The sequence below is a fragment of the Onishia taeanensis genome, assembly GCF_900100755.1.
In the GTDB taxonomy this organism is placed as follows: Bacteria; Pseudomonadota; Gammaproteobacteria; order Pseudomonadales; family Halomonadaceae; genus Onishia; species Onishia taeanensis.
Map to the genome: position 1 here is coordinate 146,330 of NZ_FNCI01000003.1, position 18,433 is coordinate 164,762.

Annotated in this window: 16 protein-coding genes; 15 read left to right on the top strand and 1 reads right to left on the bottom strand. The window is 60.7% G+C overall.

Going from position 1 to position 18,433, the window contains the following annotated elements; all coding sequences use genetic code 11:
* Nucleotides 1-79: 79 nt before the first annotated feature.
* The 10 genes from BLR71_RS05285 to BLR71_RS05330 all read left to right on the top strand — a co-directional run bounded on the left by BLR71_RS05285 (nucleotide 80) and on the right by BLR71_RS05330 (nucleotide 9,890).
* Nucleotides 80-898, top strand: coding sequence for a CoA transferase subunit A (locus BLR71_RS05285; RefSeq protein WP_092523836.1), 819 nt, complete (start codon nucleotides 80-82; stop codon nucleotides 896-898).
* 14 nt (nucleotides 899-912) lie between these two features.
* The gene (locus tag BLR71_RS05290; RefSeq protein WP_092524439.1) at nucleotides 913-1,686 is read left to right on the top strand and encodes a CoA-transferase subunit beta; all 774 of its coding nucleotides are present in this window, start codon (nucleotides 913-915) and stop codon (nucleotides 1,684-1,686) included.
* A gap of 155 nt (nucleotides 1,687-1,841) precedes the next feature.
* Nucleotides 1,842-3,044, top strand: coding sequence for a 3-oxoadipyl-CoA thiolase (pcaF, locus tag BLR71_RS05295; RefSeq protein ID WP_092523838.1), 1,203 nt, complete (start codon nucleotides 1,842-1,844; stop codon nucleotides 3,042-3,044).
* A 78-nt stretch (nucleotides 3,045-3,122) separates the two neighbouring features.
* Nucleotides 3,123-3,911, top strand: a complete 789-nt coding sequence (locus BLR71_RS05300) for an alpha/beta fold hydrolase (RefSeq protein ID WP_092523840.1) — start codon at nucleotides 3,123-3,125, stop codon at nucleotides 3,909-3,911.
* Nucleotides 3,912-3,961: 50 nt separating this feature from the next.
* Nucleotides 3,962-4,792, top strand: coding sequence for a 3-oxoadipate:acetyl-CoA acetyltransferase (locus BLR71_RS05305; protein WP_092523842.1), 831 nt, complete (start codon nucleotides 3,962-3,964; stop codon nucleotides 4,790-4,792).
* A 388-nt stretch (nucleotides 4,793-5,180) separates the two neighbouring features.
* On the top strand, nucleotides 5,181-6,107 hold the full coding sequence (locus tag BLR71_RS05310; protein WP_092523844.1) for a LysR family transcriptional regulator: 927 nt from the start codon (nucleotides 5,181-5,183) through the stop codon (nucleotides 6,105-6,107).
* Nucleotides 6,108-6,221: 114 nt separating this feature from the next.
* On the top strand, nucleotides 6,222-7,253 hold the full coding sequence (locus BLR71_RS05315; RefSeq protein WP_092523846.1) for a TRAP transporter substrate-binding protein: 1,032 nt from the start codon (nucleotides 6,222-6,224) through the stop codon (nucleotides 7,251-7,253).
* Nucleotides 7,254-7,350: 97 nt separating this feature from the next.
* Entirely contained in the window at nucleotides 7,351-7,842 is a 492-nt protein-coding gene (locus tag BLR71_RS05320) for a TRAP transporter small permease (RefSeq protein ID WP_092523848.1), read from the top strand.
* Entirely contained in the window at nucleotides 7,839-9,116 is a 1,278-nt protein-coding gene (locus BLR71_RS05325) for a TRAP transporter large permease (protein WP_092523850.1), read from the top strand. Before BLR71_RS05320 ends, BLR71_RS05325 begins: the two co-directional genes overlap by 4 nt.
* Before the next feature lie 84 nt (nucleotides 9,117-9,200).
* On the top strand, nucleotides 9,201-9,890 hold the full coding sequence (locus BLR71_RS05330; RefSeq protein WP_245696353.1) for a M15 family metallopeptidase: 690 nt from the start codon (nucleotides 9,201-9,203) through the stop codon (nucleotides 9,888-9,890).
* Between the two features lie 83 nt (nucleotides 9,891-9,973).
* Here BLR71_RS05330 and BLR71_RS05335 read toward each other — a convergent pair whose 3' ends face one another.
* Complete coding sequence (locus tag BLR71_RS05335) at nucleotides 9,974-11,005, bottom strand: zinc-dependent alcohol dehydrogenase family protein (RefSeq protein WP_092523854.1); 1,032 nt, start codon at nucleotides 11,003-11,005, stop codon at nucleotides 9,974-9,976.
* Between the two features lie 240 nt (nucleotides 11,006-11,245).
* On the opposite strand from BLR71_RS05335, the gene BLR71_RS05340 reads away from it, so the two are divergent.
* The 5 genes from BLR71_RS05340 to acuI all read left to right on the top strand — a co-directional run bounded on the left by BLR71_RS05340 (nucleotide 11,246) and on the right by acuI (nucleotide 18,414).
* Nucleotides 11,246-11,998: a ZinT family metal-binding protein gene (locus BLR71_RS05340; RefSeq protein ID WP_092523856.1), complete on the top strand. Its 753-nt coding sequence runs from the start codon at nucleotides 11,246-11,248 to the stop codon at nucleotides 11,996-11,998.
* A 142-nt stretch (nucleotides 11,999-12,140) separates the two neighbouring features.
* Nucleotides 12,141-13,505 (top strand): efflux RND transporter periplasmic adaptor subunit, encoded by a 1,365-nt coding sequence (locus tag BLR71_RS05345; protein WP_092523858.1) that lies wholly within the window; start codon nucleotides 12,141-12,143, stop codon nucleotides 13,503-13,505.
* A complete protein-coding gene (locus tag BLR71_RS05350) occupies nucleotides 13,502-16,648 on the top strand; it encodes an efflux RND transporter permease subunit (RefSeq protein ID WP_092523860.1) in 3,147 nt (1,048 codons plus the stop codon). The genes BLR71_RS05345 and BLR71_RS05350 overlap by 4 nt, the downstream gene beginning before the upstream one ends.
* A 64-nt stretch (nucleotides 16,649-16,712) precedes the next feature.
* A complete protein-coding gene (gene acuR, locus BLR71_RS05355; RefSeq protein ID WP_092523862.1) occupies nucleotides 16,713-17,354 on the top strand; it encodes an acrylate utilization transcriptional regulator AcuR in 642 nt (213 codons plus the stop codon).
* A gap of 76 nt (nucleotides 17,355-17,430) precedes the next feature.
* Nucleotides 17,431-18,414: an acrylyl-CoA reductase (NADPH) gene (gene acuI, locus BLR71_RS05360; protein ID WP_092523864.1), complete on the top strand. Its 984-nt coding sequence runs from the start codon at nucleotides 17,431-17,433 to the stop codon at nucleotides 18,412-18,414.
* Nucleotides 18,415-18,433 lie beyond the last annotated feature (19 nt).

An 18,433-nucleotide genomic window follows, 5' to 3' on the forward strand; every position in this document is an offset into this window, starting at 1 on the left:
CTTGTGTGCGCATAGCGAACTTGAGTCGACTGCTTCATGTGAAGGGTCCTCGAGTTCACCACCAGAGAGGTACATTCCGATGGCCGAGTTTCTTAGCCTGCATGACGCGATCGCGCAATACGTCGAGGACGGCGCCACCGTGGCCATGGAAGGCTTTACACATCTGATCCCGTTTGCCGCGGGTCATGAGGTGATCCGTCAGCGCAAACAGGATCTAACCCTGATCCGTATGACCCCTGATTTGATCTACGATCAACTGATCGGCGCGGGCTGTGCCAAGAAGGTGATCTTCTCTTGGGGGGGTAACCCAGGCGTCGGCTCACTGCATCGCCTGCGCGATGCAGTGGAGAAGGGATGGCCACGTCATATCGATATTCTCGAGCACAGCCACGCCGCGATGGCATGTGCCTTTGAAGCCGGCGCCGCCGGCCTGCCTCTGGCCGTGCTGCGCGGCTACGTGGGCAGCGAATTACCCAGCGTTAATGACCAGATCAAGTTCATCGAATGTCCCTTTACCGGGGAGCGCCTGGCAGCGGTGCCGTCGATTCGTCCCGATGTGTCAGTAGTGCACGCCCAGAAGGCCGACCGTGCCGGCAACGTGCTGGTGGAAGGCATTGTCGGGGTGCAGAAGGAGGCCGTATTGGCCGCCACGCGCAGCATCGTCACCGTCGAAGAGATCGTCGATGACCTGGATGCGCATCCCAACGCCTGCGTGATCCCCGGTTGGGCTATCGATGCTGTTGCCGTGGTGGAGAAGGGTGCCTTGCCGTCTTATACCCATGGCTACTATCCGCGCAACAATCGCTTCTACAAGGAGTGGGATGCCATCGCGCGTGATCGTGACGTCTTTAGCCGGTGGATCGACGAGAACGTGATGAACCAAAGGGAGGATGCCTGATGAGTACGCTAGACATGAGCCAGGAATATACCTCCGCGGAGATGATGACGGTCACCGCAGCTCGCGCCCTGGAAAATGGCATGACCTGCTTCGTCGGCATTGGCTTGCCTAGTGAGGCCGCCAACCTGGCGCGCCTGACCCATGCTCCGGGCGTGGTACTGATCTATGAGTCCGGAACCCTCCAGACGAAGCCCGACGTCCTGCCACTGTCCATCGGCGACGGCGAGCTTTGCGAGTCGGCGCTGACCACTGTCTCCGTGCCGGAGATGTTCCGCTACTGGTTGCAGGGCGGCAAGGTCAATGTGGGCTTCCTGGGGACCGCCCAGATCGATCGCTTCGCTAACCTCAATACCACCCTGATTGGCGACTATCAGGCGCCCAAGGTGCGTTTGCCGGGTGGTGGCGGTGCGCCAGAGATTGCCACCAATGCGGGGGAGGTCTTCATTACCCTGAAACACTCCAAGCGTGCCTTCGTGAAGGACGTGGACTTCGTGACGACCCTGGGCTTCGGCCGCGACGGTAAAGGGCGCGATGGCGTGCCGAATATTGGCAAGGGACCCACCCGCGTCATTACCGACCTGTGTGTGATGAAGCCCGACCCCGAGACCAAGGAGCTCACCGTGGTGTCGCTGCATCCTGGCGTGAGTCGCGAGGATGTGACCGAGGCGACCGGCTGGGAGATTCGCTTCGCCGATGAACTCGAGAGCACCCCGCTGCCCGCCGAGCACGAACTCAGGATCCTGCGGGATTTGAAGAACAGAACCGAACGCCAGCACGCCGGCGAGTAAATTTACGCTATAACGGTCTGCGCTTGGCCATACGGCGTTGAGAGGCAGTTCAAAATGCTCATTTACCCATTTGTAAACTCCGCTTTTTCGCTGTCTCTCGACTTGTCTGACCATCGCTCGCCGCGTTCTAGCGGCGAATTTCAGGAGCCTAAATCATGAGCGACGTATTCCTCTGCCACCCCCGCCGCAGTGCCGTCGGTCGCTTCGGCGGCACCCTGGCAAGCGTTCGCCCCGACGATCTGGCGGCCAGCCTCTTCAGGGCGGTGCTGGCTGAGGCCCCCGGGCTCGACCCGGCGGCGATCGACGATGTGTTCATGGGCTGTGCCAACCAGGCTGGGGAGGACAACCGCAGCGTGGCACGTATGGCGCTGTTGCTGGCCGGCCTGCCGGTGTCCATACCTGGCACCACGTTGAATCGCCTGTGCGGCTCCGGCATGGACGCGGTGGGCACCGCCTTTCGTGCCATCAAGGCCGGCGAGATGGAGCTGGCGCTGGCCGGTGGCGTGGAGTCGATGTCCCGGGCGCCCTACGTGATGGGCAAGGCCGACAGCGCCTTCTCCCGCGGCCAGCAGATCGAGGACACCACCATCGGTTGGCGCTTCATCAATCCGTTGATGAAGAAGGCCTATGGCGTGGACTCCATGCCCGAGACTGCGGAGAACGTGGCTGAGCAGTTCAAGATCGCCCGCGAGGACCAGGACGCCTTTGCCCTGCGCTCCCAACGAAAAGCCGCCGCCGCTCAGCAGTCGGGCCGCTTTGCCGAGGAAATCACCGCCATTGAGATCCCGCGGCGCAAGCTGGCGCCGCTGATCTTTGACCAAGACGAGCACCTTCGTGAGACCTGCCTCGAGAAGCTAGCAAGCCTGCCCACTCCCTTCCGCGAGGGAGGAAGCGTGACCGCCGGTAACGCCTCGGGGGTCAATGACGGCGCCGCCGCCATGTTGGTGGCAAGCGCGGCGGCCGTTGAGCAGCATGGCCTCACGCCCATGGCGAAGATTCTGGGCATGGCCACTGCCGGTGTCGAGCCGAGAATCATGGGCTATGGCCCGGTGCCGGCGGTGAACAAGCTGCTCGAGCGCACCGGGATCTCGATCGACGACATCGATGTGATCGAATTGAACGAGGCCTTTGCCGCTCAAGCACTGGCCTGCATGCGTGATTTGGGGCTCAAGGACGACGATCCGCGAGTCAATCCCAACGGTGGCGCCATTGCGCTGGGGCACCCGCTGGGCATGTCCGGCGCTCGCCTGATGATGACCGCTGCCCACGAGCTGCAGAAAAGCGGCAAGCGCTATGCTCTGTGCACCATGTGCGTGGGTGTTGGGCAGGGTATCGCGACCCTTATCGAGCGAGCCTGAGAATCCCCGGCGCGCGATACAGAAGCCTGGCGTCAGAACCCGACAGCGGCTTTCGCGGCAACGAACGAAGAGGTTGATATGGTATTTCTGAACATTCACGGCCGCAGCGTGGCGTACCGATTACTGGGCGCTGAGGCCAATCCGCTGGTGATCTTGGCTCATCCGCTGGGCATGAGTCAGGCGGTTTGGGACGAGGTCCTGCCCGCGCTGCTACCGCATTACCGGGTGCTGACGTGGGATCTGCCTGGCCACGGCGCCAGTGAAGCCTGGGGAGAGGGCCCGATTACGCCGGCCGATCTGGCGGGCCAGGCACTGGCCCTGGCCGACCAGGCTGGCGTTGATCGGTTCCACTTTGCTGGAACTTCTATTGGTGGTGTGGTGGGCCAGCAATTGATCAGCCAGCACGGCGAGCGGCTGCTATCTGCCACTCTGACCAACACGGGGGCCGTGATTGGCAACGCCGAGCTCTGGAATACCCGGGCCGGCCGAGTCCGTCAGGAAGGCCTGGCGGCCATGTCCGAGGAAATCGTACCGCGTTGGTTCGCTCCGACCTGCTTCAAGGCCGAGCCGGCACTCAAGGACGGCTGGTGCATACAGATGGGCCGTAGCGACGACGATTCCTACGCCAAGCTCTGCGAGATGCTGGGTCGCGACGACTTCAAGGGCAAGCTTTCCAATAAGGAAGTGAAAGTGCAACTGCTTGGCGGCAGCGAAGATATGGCGACTCCGCCGTCGACGCTAGAGGCCTTGGCAGTCGAGCTTGATGGCGCTCCGCTGGAGATCTTCGAGGGCGTGAGCCACGTGCCTTCCGTTGAGACACCTACGCAGTTCGCCGAGACGCTGCTTGCCATTTTGCGAGCGGCCTAGACGCCACATCATCCCGCATCCCTAATGCGCTGCGGGGTAAGCGAGGTCAAATGACCAATCCCTGTATTATCTGCGTGGCCATCACCGGCAGCCTGCCCCGCAAGGAAAACAATCCAGCGGTTCCTGTCACAGTCAACGAGCAAGTCGAGAGCACTCAGGCAGCCTTCGAAGCCGGGGCCAGTATTGTTCATTGCCATGTTCGCAATGACGATCAGACACCCACTTCAGCCCCCGAGAAGTTCGCCAGATTGATGGAAGGCCTCAAGAAGCACTGCCCGGGGATGATCATCCAGCTCTCCACTGGCGGGCGCTCTGGGGCGGGCGAGGAGCGAGGCGCCATGCTGTCGCTAAAGCCGGACATGGCAAGCCTCGCGGTGGGTTCCAATAATTTCCCCACTCGAGTCTACGAGAACTCGCCGCAGCTTGTGGAGTGGCTCGCCGACGAGATGTTGAAGTACGACATCAAGCCCGAGATCGAGGCATTCGACCTGTCGCATATTCATCAGGCGGTGAACCTAGCCAAACAGGGCAAGCTCAAACCCTCGCTCTACGTTCAGTTCGTGATGGGGGTCAAGAACGCCATGCCGGTAGACAAGCCGACCTTCGATTTCTATGTGGAAACCTTGAATCGGCTCGCTCCGGATGCCCAATGGTGTGGTGCCGGCATCGGCGCCAATCAGTTGCTGCTCAACGAGTGGTCCATCGCCGCCGGCGGGCACACTCGCACAGGGCTCGAGGACAATATGCGCCTCGACCGTGACTCCTTGGCGCCCTCCAATGCCGCACTGGTCGAGCGTACCGTGTCCCTTTGCGATCGATATGAGCGTCCGGTCGCCACCTGGCAGCAGGCCCGAGAAATCCTTGGCCTGAGGGTGGCCTGATACGCCGATTTGCGATGACGACCGGGTGACCATCATCAGGGGCTTGCATCCATCAGGGGCAGGCCCCTTCTTTTGTGCGGGCGCGCTACCGGGCACAGTTTCGTGGGAAGAGTCTCGTGGGCCAGGTCTTGTGGGCAAAGTCTCGTTCCGTAAGGCGAGACCAGGGCCGCATTTGAATTGATAGCAGGGTGTTCCCCAGGTGCAGAATGCCGGTTCCGACCGCCCTGGAATAATGCCACCAGCGATTCTGCGGATTTGGGCGGCTCATGATTATGGGGTATACCGGACAGGTTTGCCGGGCCCTACCTCGCGCTAACCAGGTGGCAAACAATGGATGAGATGAACCATCCGCGATTGTTAATTCACACCTTAGGTAACCTTACTCCCCATGTTGAATCAGCGCGCATTAGCGTATCTAAGTGAAGTCGTGCGAAGAGGGTCATTCCGACGAGCCGCCGATCACCTGAACATCGATGTATCGGTGGTCAGCCGTCAGATCAAAGCACTTGAGGAGTCCCTCGGCGTGGCGCTTCTCCATCGCCACTCGTCTGGTGTTCAGGTGACAGAGTCAGGTCAGTTCCTAGTCGATCACTTTCAAGGCCAGATGTCTGCCGAGAAGGCGGTGCTATCGAAGCTTCAAAAGCTACAGGGGTTAGTCAGTGGGCAAGTGGCTATCGCGGTGGGAGAGGGTTTCATCGCTGACCTCGTTTCCGAGCCGCTGGAGTCCTTCATGACGGCTTACCCCGGTATCGAGCTCGACGTCACCATGGCGGGAATGGACGAGGCGATAGACCTGGTCACCCAGGGGCATGTGGATTTCGCCTTGCTTTACGCCCCACCCGTCGACGCGCAACTGGTCTGTCACGTTGAAACCAAGCATCCACTCGACCTGATCGTGCCTGCGGGTCACCCGCTGATGGCGCTGAGGCGGCAAGTGTTTCTGCAAGATATTGAAGGATATCCCTTGGGGCTGATGAATCACCCCTTCGGTATGCGCCATCTGGTCAACGCCGTCGCTCATCAAGAGCGGATTTCCTTACGGGCGAGGCTGCACACCAACTCGGTGGCGGTGCTCAGGAATTTCGTGGTGTCGGGGATCGGCGTCACCTTCATGCCGCAGCTTACCGTCATCGATGCGCTCGATGATGCGGAAATCGGCATTCTGGAAATGGCGCACCCGGCTCTGAACGGCGCAACAGCACAGATCGTCAGTCGGCAGGGCCGTGCGTTGACGGTATCGGCAGAAGCATGCCTGGAGCATTTACGACGTGGCATGCGCTTTTTCAACAGCGATGCGCCGCGCCTGTTGTCATAAAAACAACGCGGGGTCTATTGCAAAGGCAACAGAGGCAACCATAGCCTGACATGCAAGGCCACATGGGTGAGCCGACCACATAACTACACAAGACACTTCACTGAGGAGTTCGGTATGGACCTGTCTCGGAAATTTGCGCTTAACACTCTTGCTTCAGCCTGCGTGATGGCATCTCTCGCCACTAGTGCCCAAGCGGCCACCACGGTCAATCTTAGCTATAACGGTGCGCCGGACGCTGACAAGAACGCCGTCCATGCCTTTGCCACCAACCTGAAAGAGCTGGTCGCCGAGAAAACTGATGGCGAAATCGAGCTGAAACTCTATCCCAATAGCATGCTGGGTGAAGAGCAGGAGCGCATGGAGCAGGTGATGAACTCGCCGAGCCTCAACATTGCCTCTTTTGCGGGCATGTCGCCGGTGGTTCCGGAGATTTTCGTCAGCGCCATTCCTTTCTTGTTCGATGATTTCGCATCGGCGCGCACTTTCTTTGACGAAGGCCAGTATTGGAGCAATGTAGAAACGGCGCTTCGCGAACGCACTGGCGCGGAGTTGCTGGCTGTGGTCGAGGAGGGGGGCTTCCTGGCGTTCACCAACGATAAAAAACCCATTTCTTCGCCTGCTGATTTCGACGGCCTGCGCTTCCGGGCAATGGACCCAAGCCAGGTGGCGCTCTATGAGGCCTTCGGCGCGTCCGGTACTCCAATACCCTGGACCGAAGTCTATATGGCCCTCAAGACCGGTGTCGCAGACGGTCAGATGAACCCGCCGATGTATATCATCCTCGGCAGCCTATACGAAGTGCAGGATTACCTGACGTTGGCGAACATTCAGTATTCCGACCAATTCCTGGTAGGTAATGGCGCCATGATCGACGGTTGGGATGAGGGGATGCGAGCCAACTTCATGGAGGCGGTGGCCGAAGCCAACACCATGGCGCGCGAGCAAAATCAAGCCAAAGTCGATGAGCGTATCGCCTATCTAGAAGAGCAGGGCATGGAAGTGATCCGCCCCACGGAAGAAGAGCTCAATGCCTTCCGGGAACAGGGACAGCCAGCGTACTTAGAGTGGCTCTCCGAGCAGGGTATCGAACAAAAGTGGGTCGATATGGCGCTCGAAGATGCCGGCATGAGTGATCTCGGCAAGTAAGCAATGTGGCGCCGCTTCATGAGCGGCGCAGTTCGACATCACACTCGCGGGCAGAGAGCGGCATTCTCTGCCCGTTGCAGTTGGGGCTCTTACTCCTATGTTATCTCTACGCTCTCGGAGCCTTCTGGTCAGCCAGAAGGCCACTCTGTGGCTTGCCAGTAGTCTGCTGCTCATCGACCTGCTGGCCATTCTCTTCGGCGTCTTCATGCGCTATATCGCGGGTGGCGCACCGATATGGACCGACGAGCTTGCACGGTACCTCATTATCGCCAGTGTGTTACTGGCCATGGGGGCCGTCTGGGTCGAAGGTGGACACATGCGCGTGGCGCTTATCGAGCGCCTTCTTCCATCAGGATTATGCCGGCTTCTGAACGTCTACCAATGGCTGCTGACACTCATGCTGGCCATTGGCGGTGCCGTGGTTAGCTACCGCTATGCGATGTCAGTATCGATGTTTACCAGCTCGGGGTTGGGGATCAGCCGCACCATTCCGATGTTGTCCGTCCCGGCTGGCTTTGCCCTGCTTGCCTGGCAGGCACTGCTTTATGGCCCTGCACCGCTCAAGACAATCGCGGAGGAAGTCGAATGACACTCACCATGTTGGGGGTCTTCCTGGTTCATGTGCTATTGGGGCTGCCGCTTTTCATTGCCTTGCTGACGACCGCCTTGGTCGGCTTCCTGTTCATTGATTTCAGCATGGTACCGCGCATGATGCCGCAGCAATTCTTCAGCGGTATCAACGTGTTCTCCCTGATGGCAATTCCGTTGTTCATCCTTGCGGGTAATCTGATGAATGCCAGTCGCCTGACCGATCGATTGATGGGGTTGGCGCGTTTACTGGTTGGCCATTTCCGCGGAGGAATGGGGCACGTCAATGTCGTCTCAAGTGTGTTTTTCGCCGGTGTGAACGGTTCTGCCGTTGCGGATACCTCAGCGCTCGGTTCATTGCTCGTGCCAGCGATGCGCAAGGATGGCTATTCGACCGCATTCGCGGCCGGCTTGACCGCCGGTAGCTCCTTGATCGGGCCGATCATCCCACCCAGTATCTTCATGATTCTCTATGCCTCTCTCACCAACACCTCGGTGGGCGACCTCTTCCTGGCGGGGGTGATCCCTGGGCTTATTCTCGGCGTTGCCTTCATGGCGATGAACGCTTGGTATGCCTGGCGACACGACATGCCCAAGCAAGGCGGTTTGCCATCAGCACGAGCGCTTGGAGTGGCGACATTGGGGGCTCTCCCGGCATTGGTCGCGCCCTTCATCATCGTGGCGGGTATCGTCATGGGGTTTGTCACGCCGACCGAGTCGGGTGCACTCACTGCACTCTATGTGGCGCTCTGCGGCATGGTGCTGGGTAATCTTAAGCTGCGCGATTTCTGGCAGGCGATCGTCGAAACCACGCGTCTCACCTCGGCGATCTTTTTGATCATGGCGGCATCGGCGACGATAAGCTGGCTGCTGTCTTATGCTCAGGTGCCGACTCAGTTTGTCGAGTTGCTCACGCCCTACATTTCAGACCCCATCGTGATTCTGCTGATGCTCAGCGGTATCACCTTCGTGACCGGTATGTTCATGGAAGAGGTATCGGCCCTGATGCTGTTGACGCCGATCTTCTCCCCGGTTGCCATGATGGCAGGTATCGATCCGGTGCACCTGGGGATCATCATTACGCTCAATATCACCATCGCCTTGATTACACCGCCGATGGGGGCGTGCGTGTATGTAGCTGCCGCCGTTAGCCGGCTGGAAATCGTGTCGCTGTTTCGAACGATCTGGCCGTTTGTGCTCATGGCCATTCTGGTGCTGCTGGTTTTAATTGTGTTTCCGTCGCTGACGCTCTGGTTACCGACGGTCTTGGGGTAAAGAACGATGCCAACATTGAAAGAAGGCGCAACTAGGTCCTTCGCTACGCCTATCCCCCATGTGAGGGAGCCTGACTGGTCCAAAGTGAGCCAGATTCCCATCCATGAGAGTGATGAGCCATTGGTGCCGCTCGGTCTGGCACCGCTGCCCATCAAGGTATTTCCGGTATATGCCAAGCAAGGAGTGCCTGGCTCTGTCGATGAGTGCTACGTCAGGGAGACGACCTATCGTCGTCTGCTGAAGGTGGCACGCTCTCTTCCCGACGGCATGGGGCTGGTGGTGCTGGATGGCTGGCGACCCTGGCGGGTCCAGCAATACCTGTTCGATACCCTCTACGAGTCACTGCGAGCCCATCGCAGCGACTTGAGCGAGGTTGATCTGACGGTTCGCACGCGCGAGTTCGTGTCGGTACCCAGCCGCAGCCAGGAGGCTCCCAGCCCTCATCTGACCGGCGGGGCGGTGGATGTCACGCTGTGCGACGCTGATGGTCTCTTGCTCGATATGGGCACCTTGTTCGATGAGGCGGTGAGCGAATCGCATACCGTGTCGTTGGAAGAACTCGAGGCCCCCACCGAGCGACAGCGTGTCGCCAGAGACAATCGCCGGTTGCTGTATAACGCGATGGCGGCCCAAGGCTTCACCAATCTGCCTAGTGAATGGTGGCATTACGACTGTGGTGATCAGCTCTGGGCCTACCATAGTGGCCAAGCTGCCGCTCGTTACGGTCCGGCTGAGTTAGAGACGGTCGAGGAACGCTGGCGTAAACAGCTATAGGGTGAGCACTCCCCACTTTTTTCCATCAACAGGAGTGGGCGCGAGCGCCACCTTCGTCGCGCCTGCGCCCTGCCACTAGGCGTTCATTCGACGGTCAGCAGCATCTTGATAGCCTGTTCTTTTGCCGCTTCGCCAAAGATATCGTAGGCCTTTTCGATCTCGTCGAGCTTGAAGCGATGAGTCACCAGCCCTGCGGGCTCGACTCTGCCGCTTTCGACGACTCTCATCAGTACTGGAATGCTGTCGGTGTTGACAAGACCCGTTCGCAGGGTAATGTTCTTGATCCACAGATCTTGCAGCCTGAGGTCGACGCTCTTGCCATGCACGCCAATATTGGCGATATGCCCGCCTGCACGAACGATGCGCTGGCAGACATCAAACGCCTCGGGAATCCCCACCGCTTCCATGGCGACATCTACGCCTTCGCCCCCGGTGAGCTTTTCAATGGCTTCTATCGGGTCCTGGGCAATGATGTCGGTGGCGCCGAGTTGCTTTGCCATCGCCAGACGGTTCTCATCGGGATCGATCATGATGATTCGCGCGGGAGAGTAGAACTGCGAGGTCATCAGTGCTGCCAGGCCGATAGGGCCAGCGCCGACGATGGCGACGGTGTCGCCGAGCGTGACCTCGCCGTTCAGCGCGCCAATTTCGTGCCCGGTCGGCAGGATGTCGCTGAGCATCACCGCCGCCGCGCGATCGATCTCCTTGGGTAGCGGATAGAGGCTGTTATCTGCGTGTGGAATACGCACGTACTCAGCCTGGGTGCCATCAATCAAGTGGCCGAGTATCCAGCCGCCGTCTCGGCAGTGGGAATAGACACCGCGCTTGCAATAATCGCAGCGCCCGCAGGAGGTGATGCAGGAGATCAGCACTTCGTCGCCAACCTGGATATTGCTCACTCCTTCACCGACCTCTTCGACCACCCCTACGCCTTCATGCCCCAGGATGCGGCCTTCCGTGACCGCAGGGACATCGCCCTTCAAGATATGCAAATCGGTGCCGCAGATAGTGGTATGGGTGATGCGTACCACAGCGTCCGTCGGATTGATTAGCGTCGGGCGCGGCTTGTCTTCCCAGCGACGCTTGCCGGGACCATGGAATACCAGAGCCTTCATGACGCATCCTCCTTAAATGAAAAGAAACAGCCGATGAGCGGCCGCCAACGACCACTTACTTAGGATGGTATGAGGCGTTCATGGCCGCCTTGACGTACATCAAGGCAAGTCCCTGAGAACGGTACCAGGCTGCCGCGGCAGGTATGGCCCGGAGCGAATGGGTAGTGATTGATTTATGATACGTTATAACATAATGTTGGTGATTCGTTTTCCTACTCAACAGACATAGCGAGTTCCACGATGCGTTTCCTATTCGCACATACCAGCCGTGCTTTCACTTTCGGTGTGCTGACACTGGCAGTGCTGCAGAGTGCACAGGCGTCTCAGCACGACCACGGCGGGCATCAGCATCATCACGACGATCACCATGATCACAGTCATCAGCATCACCACGATGATGAGCAGCAAAATAGCCATGCACATGGCCACCACCATGAGCACGATGAAGATATCTATGCTGGGTATTTTCAGGACAGCCAGATAAAAGATCGATCGCTTGCGGATTGGGAAGGAGACTGGCAATCCGTTTACCCGTTCCTGCAAAGTGGGGTGCTCGACCGGGTCTTTGCTTATAAGGCAGCGCGAGCAGACGATAAAACCGCGCAGGCATATAAGGAGTACTACGAGACGGGCTATCAAACGCAGGTCGAGCGTATCGTCATTCAAGGCGATACGGTGAGCTTCTATCGCGGCGACGACGCGGTAACCGGCACCTATGACTATGATGGCTATGAGGTCTTGACCTACAAGGCCGGCAATCGGGGAGTGAGGTATGTCTTTGAACTCGAAGATGACGCGGCAAATGCCAATCCCGGGCTTCCCGACTTTATCCAGTTCAGTGATCACAGCATCTTTCCCACCCAAGCCGGACATTTCCATCTGTATTGGGGAGATGATCGCGAGGCGCTACTCAACGAGGTCACGAATTGGCCGACCTACTACCCGTCGAAGATGAGTGGTGACGAGGTTGCCGAGGAAATGATGTCGCACTGACCAGGCCCCTCTGATTTGCGACAGCTTTAGCCCCCATCGAGCCTGGTCGATCACCTGTCCGCTGCGCACTTTTGTCCCAGCGCGGGAAGGCGCATTAGGCTGTATCATCACCAGATGATATTGCCGGCTCGATGGGGGCCCCGTGTTCAAGCGATTCATTCCCTTGCTGATCCTGGTCTTGGGTGGACTGGTATTCCTCTACCTGAAGATGACGGCGCCGGCCCCAACTGAGGTGACCGCGGAGGAGCGGAGCTGGCGCGTGACGTCGATGCCCGTCGAGCTGAAGTCGCATCGTCCAGTGGTGCCGCTTTATGGCAGCGTGGTGGCGCCTGATTTGATCACCGTGACCGCGCCTTTGGCAGCCCGAGTGGCGATGCGGCCGGTGCATGATGGCCAGCGCGTAGCCGAAGGTGAGCTCTTGGTGGCGCTTGACGAGGCGGATGTGCAGCCGCCGCTCACCCAGGCCCGTGCCGAGGTCGCCGATCTCGAAGCGCAGCTAGAGAGCGAACAGATCGGCTATGCCAACGATCAGCAGGCACTGCGTCGCGAGCAGGCGATACTCGACAATGCCCAGCGACGCCTCGAGCGGGCCCAATCACTGGCCTCGCGCAACCTCCTTTCCCAGTCTGAGCTCGATGATGCCCGCGATGGCGAGGACCAGGCGCGGCTGACTGTGGCCAACCGCCAGCGCCTGATCGACGAGCATCCGACTCGACTCAAGCGCCTTCAGGCCCAGCTTGAGCGTGCCCGCGCAGGCCTTGGAATCGCCGAGCGAGACGCTGCGCGAAGCCGTGTCATGGCCCCCTTCGATGGCGTGATTACGCGTATTGAAGCCGCTCCCGGTGATCGTGTCGCCAGCGGTGCCGACTTGCTGAGCGTTTACCCGTTGACCGGGCTTGAGTTGAGGGCTCGGGTGCCCAACCGCTATCAGGACGACATTCTTAGCGCGCTGCGCGAGGGGCAGCCGCTGTGGGCCAGAGTGCCCGAGCGTGACATGGCATTGCGTCTTGAGCGGCTGGCCGGGGAGGGCGACCCTGCCGGCACCGAGGCGATACTGTCCGTCGCACCGACGCTTGCGACGACAGCCCTTTCAACCGAAGCCCTTTCAACACCGGCTTTCGCCAACACAGCCGAAGGCGGTCTGGTGCGCCCTGGCAGCATGCTTTCCGTGCTGCTCGAATTGCCTCCGGTGGCCAATACGCTGGCCGTGCCCTACAGCACCCTCTACGGCAACGATACGCTCTACCTGGTCAATGAAGACGACCGGCTCGAGCGGCTGAGCGTGACCGTGCTGGGGGAAACGGTGCCCAGGGCAGCCGAGCAGGAGGGAGGCGCAACGGATGAGGCCATGACGGCGTCGGGAGAGCGCTGGCTACTGGTGAGAAGCGATGCGCTGGCCTCCGGACAGCGGGTGGTAACGACGCATCTGCCCAATGCCGTGGACGGTTTGCTGGTCGACGACGGCACCTCGGCGGCAGCGGCCGGCGACGAGGAGTCGACACCTTGAGTCGGCGCCGCGGCATCATCGGTTTCTTCGTCCACCACAAGGTGGCGGCCAATCTGATCATGCTGATGATGCTGCTGGGTGGGTCCCTGGCGCTACTGCGCATGAATATCCAGTTCTTCCCGACCTTTGCGCTGGATGTGGTCAGCGTGCAGGTGGTCTGGAGCGGTGCCTCGGCGGAAGACGTCGAAGAAGGCATTACCGTGCCACTCGAGCAGCGCCTGAAGAGCGTGGAGGGGCTCAAGCGCATGAGCTCCACCTCCGCCCAGGGCGTGTCGAGCCTGACGCTTGAGTTCAATGAGGGCACCGATCCCATCATCGCACTGGATGACGTTCGCCAGCAGGTCGATGAGTTCACCAACCTGCCCGCTGATGCTGAGCGGCCTCGGGTGATGCGCGCCGCCCGCTACGACCCGATTGCGAGGTTACTGATACATGGCGACCTGGCCCCCGCAGAGTTGCGCCGGCTAGCGCACCGCTTCGAAAATGAGCTGCTGCAGGCCGGTATAGACCGGGTGGAGATCAGCGGCCTGCCGGAGCAGCAGATCAGCATCGAGGTGCCTGCCGAACGGCTGATGACGCTTCAGCTCAGTCTCGATCAGATCGCTGAACGGGTGCAGGGCTTGTCCCGGGATCTGCCGGCGGGGCTGATGGGACAGCAAGACAGCACCCGCGAACTCCGCTCGGTGGAGCAGCGTCGCGATCCCCAGGCATTTGCCGAGCTGCCTGTGATTGCCGATCAGCGGGCGGAACTTCGCCTGGGCGACATTGCCAGCCTGAGACAGGAGCCTCAGGACGGCCAGACCACCCTGTCGCGCTCCGGGGCCCCGGCGGTTGAGCTGCTGCTGCAGCGTGCCGAAGACGGTAATTCCCTCGATGCCGCCCGGATCCTCGAGCAGTGGTTGGCCGATACTCGCCCGACGCTGCCGCCGTCGGTGACCATCGAGGCCTACGACGAGAGCTGGCAGCTGATCGATGATCGTATCTCGCTGTTGGTCGGCAATGGCCTGGGCGGTCTGTTGCTGGTCATGGTGCTACTGTATCTGTTCCTGCCGGGGCGGGTCGCCTTCTGGGTGGCGGTGGGGATTCCCACCGCCTTTTTGGCGGCGCTGGCGGTGCTGTGGGGCATCGGTGGGTCGATCAACATGATCTCGCTGTTCGCCCTGATCATGGCCCTGGGGGTGATCGTCGATGACGCCATCGTGGTCGGTGAGGACGCCGATGCCCACTACCGCCTCGGTGAGGCCTCGCATCTGGCCTCGGAAGGTGCGGCCAAGCGCATGGTATGGCCGGTATTGGCCTCGTCGTTGACCACCGTGGCGGCCTTTATGCCGCTGCTGGTGGTCGGCGGGGTGATCGGTAATATCCTCGTCGATATTCCCCTAGTGATGATCTGCGTGCTGGCGGCCTCTTTGCTCGAGTGCTTCATCGTCTTGCCGGCGCACCTGCGCCATGCGTTCCAGCCGGCGCCGGCGGGGCGTCGTCCGCATCCGGTCACGCGGCTGCGCGAGCGCTTCGATAAGGGCTTCATGCGTTTTCGAGAGGTCCCTTTTCGGCGCTTCTCTGTCTTCACATTGCGCCATCGCGCCGCCACCATTGCCTCTGGCCTTGCCGTGATGCTCGTTACCGTTGGGCTGTTGGCCGGTGGGCGGATCAGCTTCGAATTCTTCCCCACGCCTGAATCCAGCATCCTCTACGCCAATGCCAGCTTCGTCTCGGGCACCGACCGTGAACGGGTGGATCGTTTCCTTGGCCACCTGGAAGACTCCCTGGACGAGACCGAGCAGGCCTTCGGCGTTCCGCTGGTCGTGCACGCCGTGACACTGCACGGCAGCAGTCTCGATGACGGTGGCGGCAGTCGAAGCGGTGACCAGGTCGGCGCGATGCGCTTGGAGCTGGTATCCCCAGATGCCCGCGAGGTACGCAATGCCGAGTTCATTGCCGCCTGGCGCAAGCGTATCCACCTACCGCCGGGGCTCGACAACCTGAGTATCAGCGAGCGCCGCGCGGGGCCGCCGGGAGAGGACGTCAATATCCGCCTGAGCGGTGATGACCCCATGGTGCTCAAGCAGGCGGCGACGACGCTTGCCGCCGCGCTGTCCAACTTGCCGGGCGTGCTCAATACCAATGACGACATGCCCTGGGGGCGAGAGCAGTTGGTCTATTCCTTGAGCCCCCAGGGCGAGGCGCTGGGGCTGACCACGGAGTCGCTGGGTAGGCAGCTGCGTGCGGCTTTCGACGGGCGCCTGGTTCAGAAATTTCAGGATGGCGCCGATGAAATTGAGGTAAAGGTCCTGCTGCCCCGAGAACAGCGCGAGCGGCTGAGCACCCTGGCGCTTTTGCCGATTCGCCTCGAGGATGGGCGCTTCGTGCCGCTCGATCAGGTGATGGAGCTTTCCTACCGCCAGGGGTTCGAGGCACTGCGGCATGCTGATGGCCAGCTTGCGGTCGAAGTGACCGCTTCGCTCAATCAGGCCGTCACCTCCAGTGACGAGGTGCTGGCGAGTCTCGAGGCCAAGGTCCTGCCGCAGCTGGCTCAGGAGCACCGCCTGCGTTACAGCTTCGAGGGCCGCTCGGCGGATCAGCGCGAGACTCTTGGTGATATGCGCACCGGTCTGATCATGGGGCTGGCGCTGATGTTCGTGGTGCTTGCGTGGGTATTTGCCTCCTGGAGCCTGCCGCTGATCGTGATGGCCATCATCCCGTTCGCCCTGGTGGGGGCGCTGCTGGGTCACTGGGCATTGGGCATCAAACTGACGATTCTCTCGCTGTTCGGGCTCTTTGGGCTCTCCGGCATCGTGGTCAATAACGCCATCATCCTGGTGAGCTTCTATCGCCAGCAGCGGGATAAGGGCTTGGATATTGATACGGCGCTGGTGGAAGCTGCGGTGCAGCGAGTAAGGGCGGTGCTATTGACGTCTCTGACCACTATCGGTGGCTTATTGCCACTGCTTTTCGAGACCTCGCTTCAGGCACAGTTCCTGATTCCAATGGCGGTCTCTATTGCCTTTGGCCTGGGCTTTTCGACGCTGCTGGTGCTGGCCGTGATTCCGGCGCTGCTCTCGTATCTGGAGCAGTGGCGGTCTTCACGAGGTCCTGACGTGTCGACATCATCCGGCTTGCCTACCGCAACATCCAACGAGTAAGGCGCCTCTTCCTGACTTGCCAGAGGGCTTGATGTTACTAGACGCCTGGTCTAAATTATTTCCCATGACAAAGACTACCGCTATTCGCCGCCGTGGCAGGCCGCCCAGAGTCCCGCGAGACAACCCGGACACCCGGGAGGCATTGATTCGCAGCGGCCTGGAAGTGCTCACCGAGCAGGGCTTCAGGGCTGCCGGCATCGACGGCATCCTCAAGCGAGTCGGCGTGCCCAAAGGCTCCTTCTATCATTACTTCGCAAGCAAGGAAGCCTTCGGGCGTGCCGTGCTCGAGCAGTATGCGGCCTTTTTTGCGCGCAAACTCGACCGCCACTTGTGTGATGCGTCCTTGCCGCCGCTGTCACGTATCGAGGCGTTTGCCGAGGATGCCAAGGAGGGGATGGCCCGACATGGCTTCCGGCGCGGCTGCCTGGTAGGCAACCTTGGGCAGGAGGTTGGCCTGTTACCAGACAGCTATCGCGCTGCCCTTGAGCAGGTTCTCGGCGATTGGCAGCAGCGCCTGGCGGTGTGTCTTGACGAGGCACGCACAAGCGGTGTGCTGGCGCCTGACGCGGATTGCGATGCTCTGGCGGACTATTTCTGGATTGGTTGGGAAGGGGCCGTGATGCGCGCAAAATTAAAGGAATCGGCGGCGCCGCTGGATACGTTTCTGGCCGCCTTCATGGCGGGATTACCTCGCCGACGTGACTGACGCCGGACGCCGGACCTCGATCCACGGGTCGAGTTTTTTTATCCACGATTAGACGACCAGTCTAAAAGGAGGAACGATGTTCAAGGCCATCCTGATCGAGAAGGACGATGCCGGCTATCGCGCCGAACTGACGGAGCTTGATGACGCCCAGTTACCTGAAGGTGAGGTGACCGTACGGGTGGAATACAGCACGCTTAACTACAAGGATGCCCTGGCCATTACCGGCAAGGGGCCGGTGGTGCGTCGTTTTCCCATGGTGCCGGGGATCGACCTGGCGGGGACCGTCGAGGCAAGCGACTCGGCAAACTTCGCGCCGGGCGATCGTGTGCTGCTCAACGGCTGGGGCGTTGGTGAGGGGCACTGGGGCGGGCTCGCCCAGAAGGCGCGCCTCAAGGCTGAATGGCTGATCCCATTGCCCGAGGCTTTTTCGGCCAAGCAGGCCATGGCGATTGGCACGGCAGGCTATACCGCCATGCTCTCGGTGATGGCGCTCGAGCGCAACGGGCTGACGCCTGCAGCGGGGCCGGTGCTGGTCACTGGCGCCAATGGTGGTGTGGGCAGTTTCTCGATCGCCCTATTGGCCGCGCTGGGTTATGAGGTCATGGCCTCCACCGGCCGGCCGGAAGAGGCGGACTATCTCAAGCGGCTGGGTGCCTCGGAGATCATCGACCGGGCCGAACTGACCGAGAAGGGCAAGCCCCTGGCCAAGGAGCGCTGGGCCGGCGCCATCGATTCGGCGGGCAGCCATACCCTCGCCAACGTCTGTGCCGGCACGCGTTATGGCGGCGTGGTGGCCGCCTGTGGTCTGGCGCAGGGCATGGACTTCCCGGCGACCGTTGCCCCCTTCATTCTGCGTGGCGTGACCCTTGCAGGCATCGACAGCGTCATGCGCCCGCGCGAGGATCGCCTCGCCGCCTGGAGCCGGCTGGCCGAGACGCTGGACACGGCGATTCTTGATGAAATCGCCCACGAGATCGGTCTCGGCGAGGCCATCGAAACGGCGGGGCAACTGATCGAGGGCAAGGTGCGCGGACGCATGGTGGTCGATGTGAGCCGCTGAGGAGGGCGAGCTCGCGGTC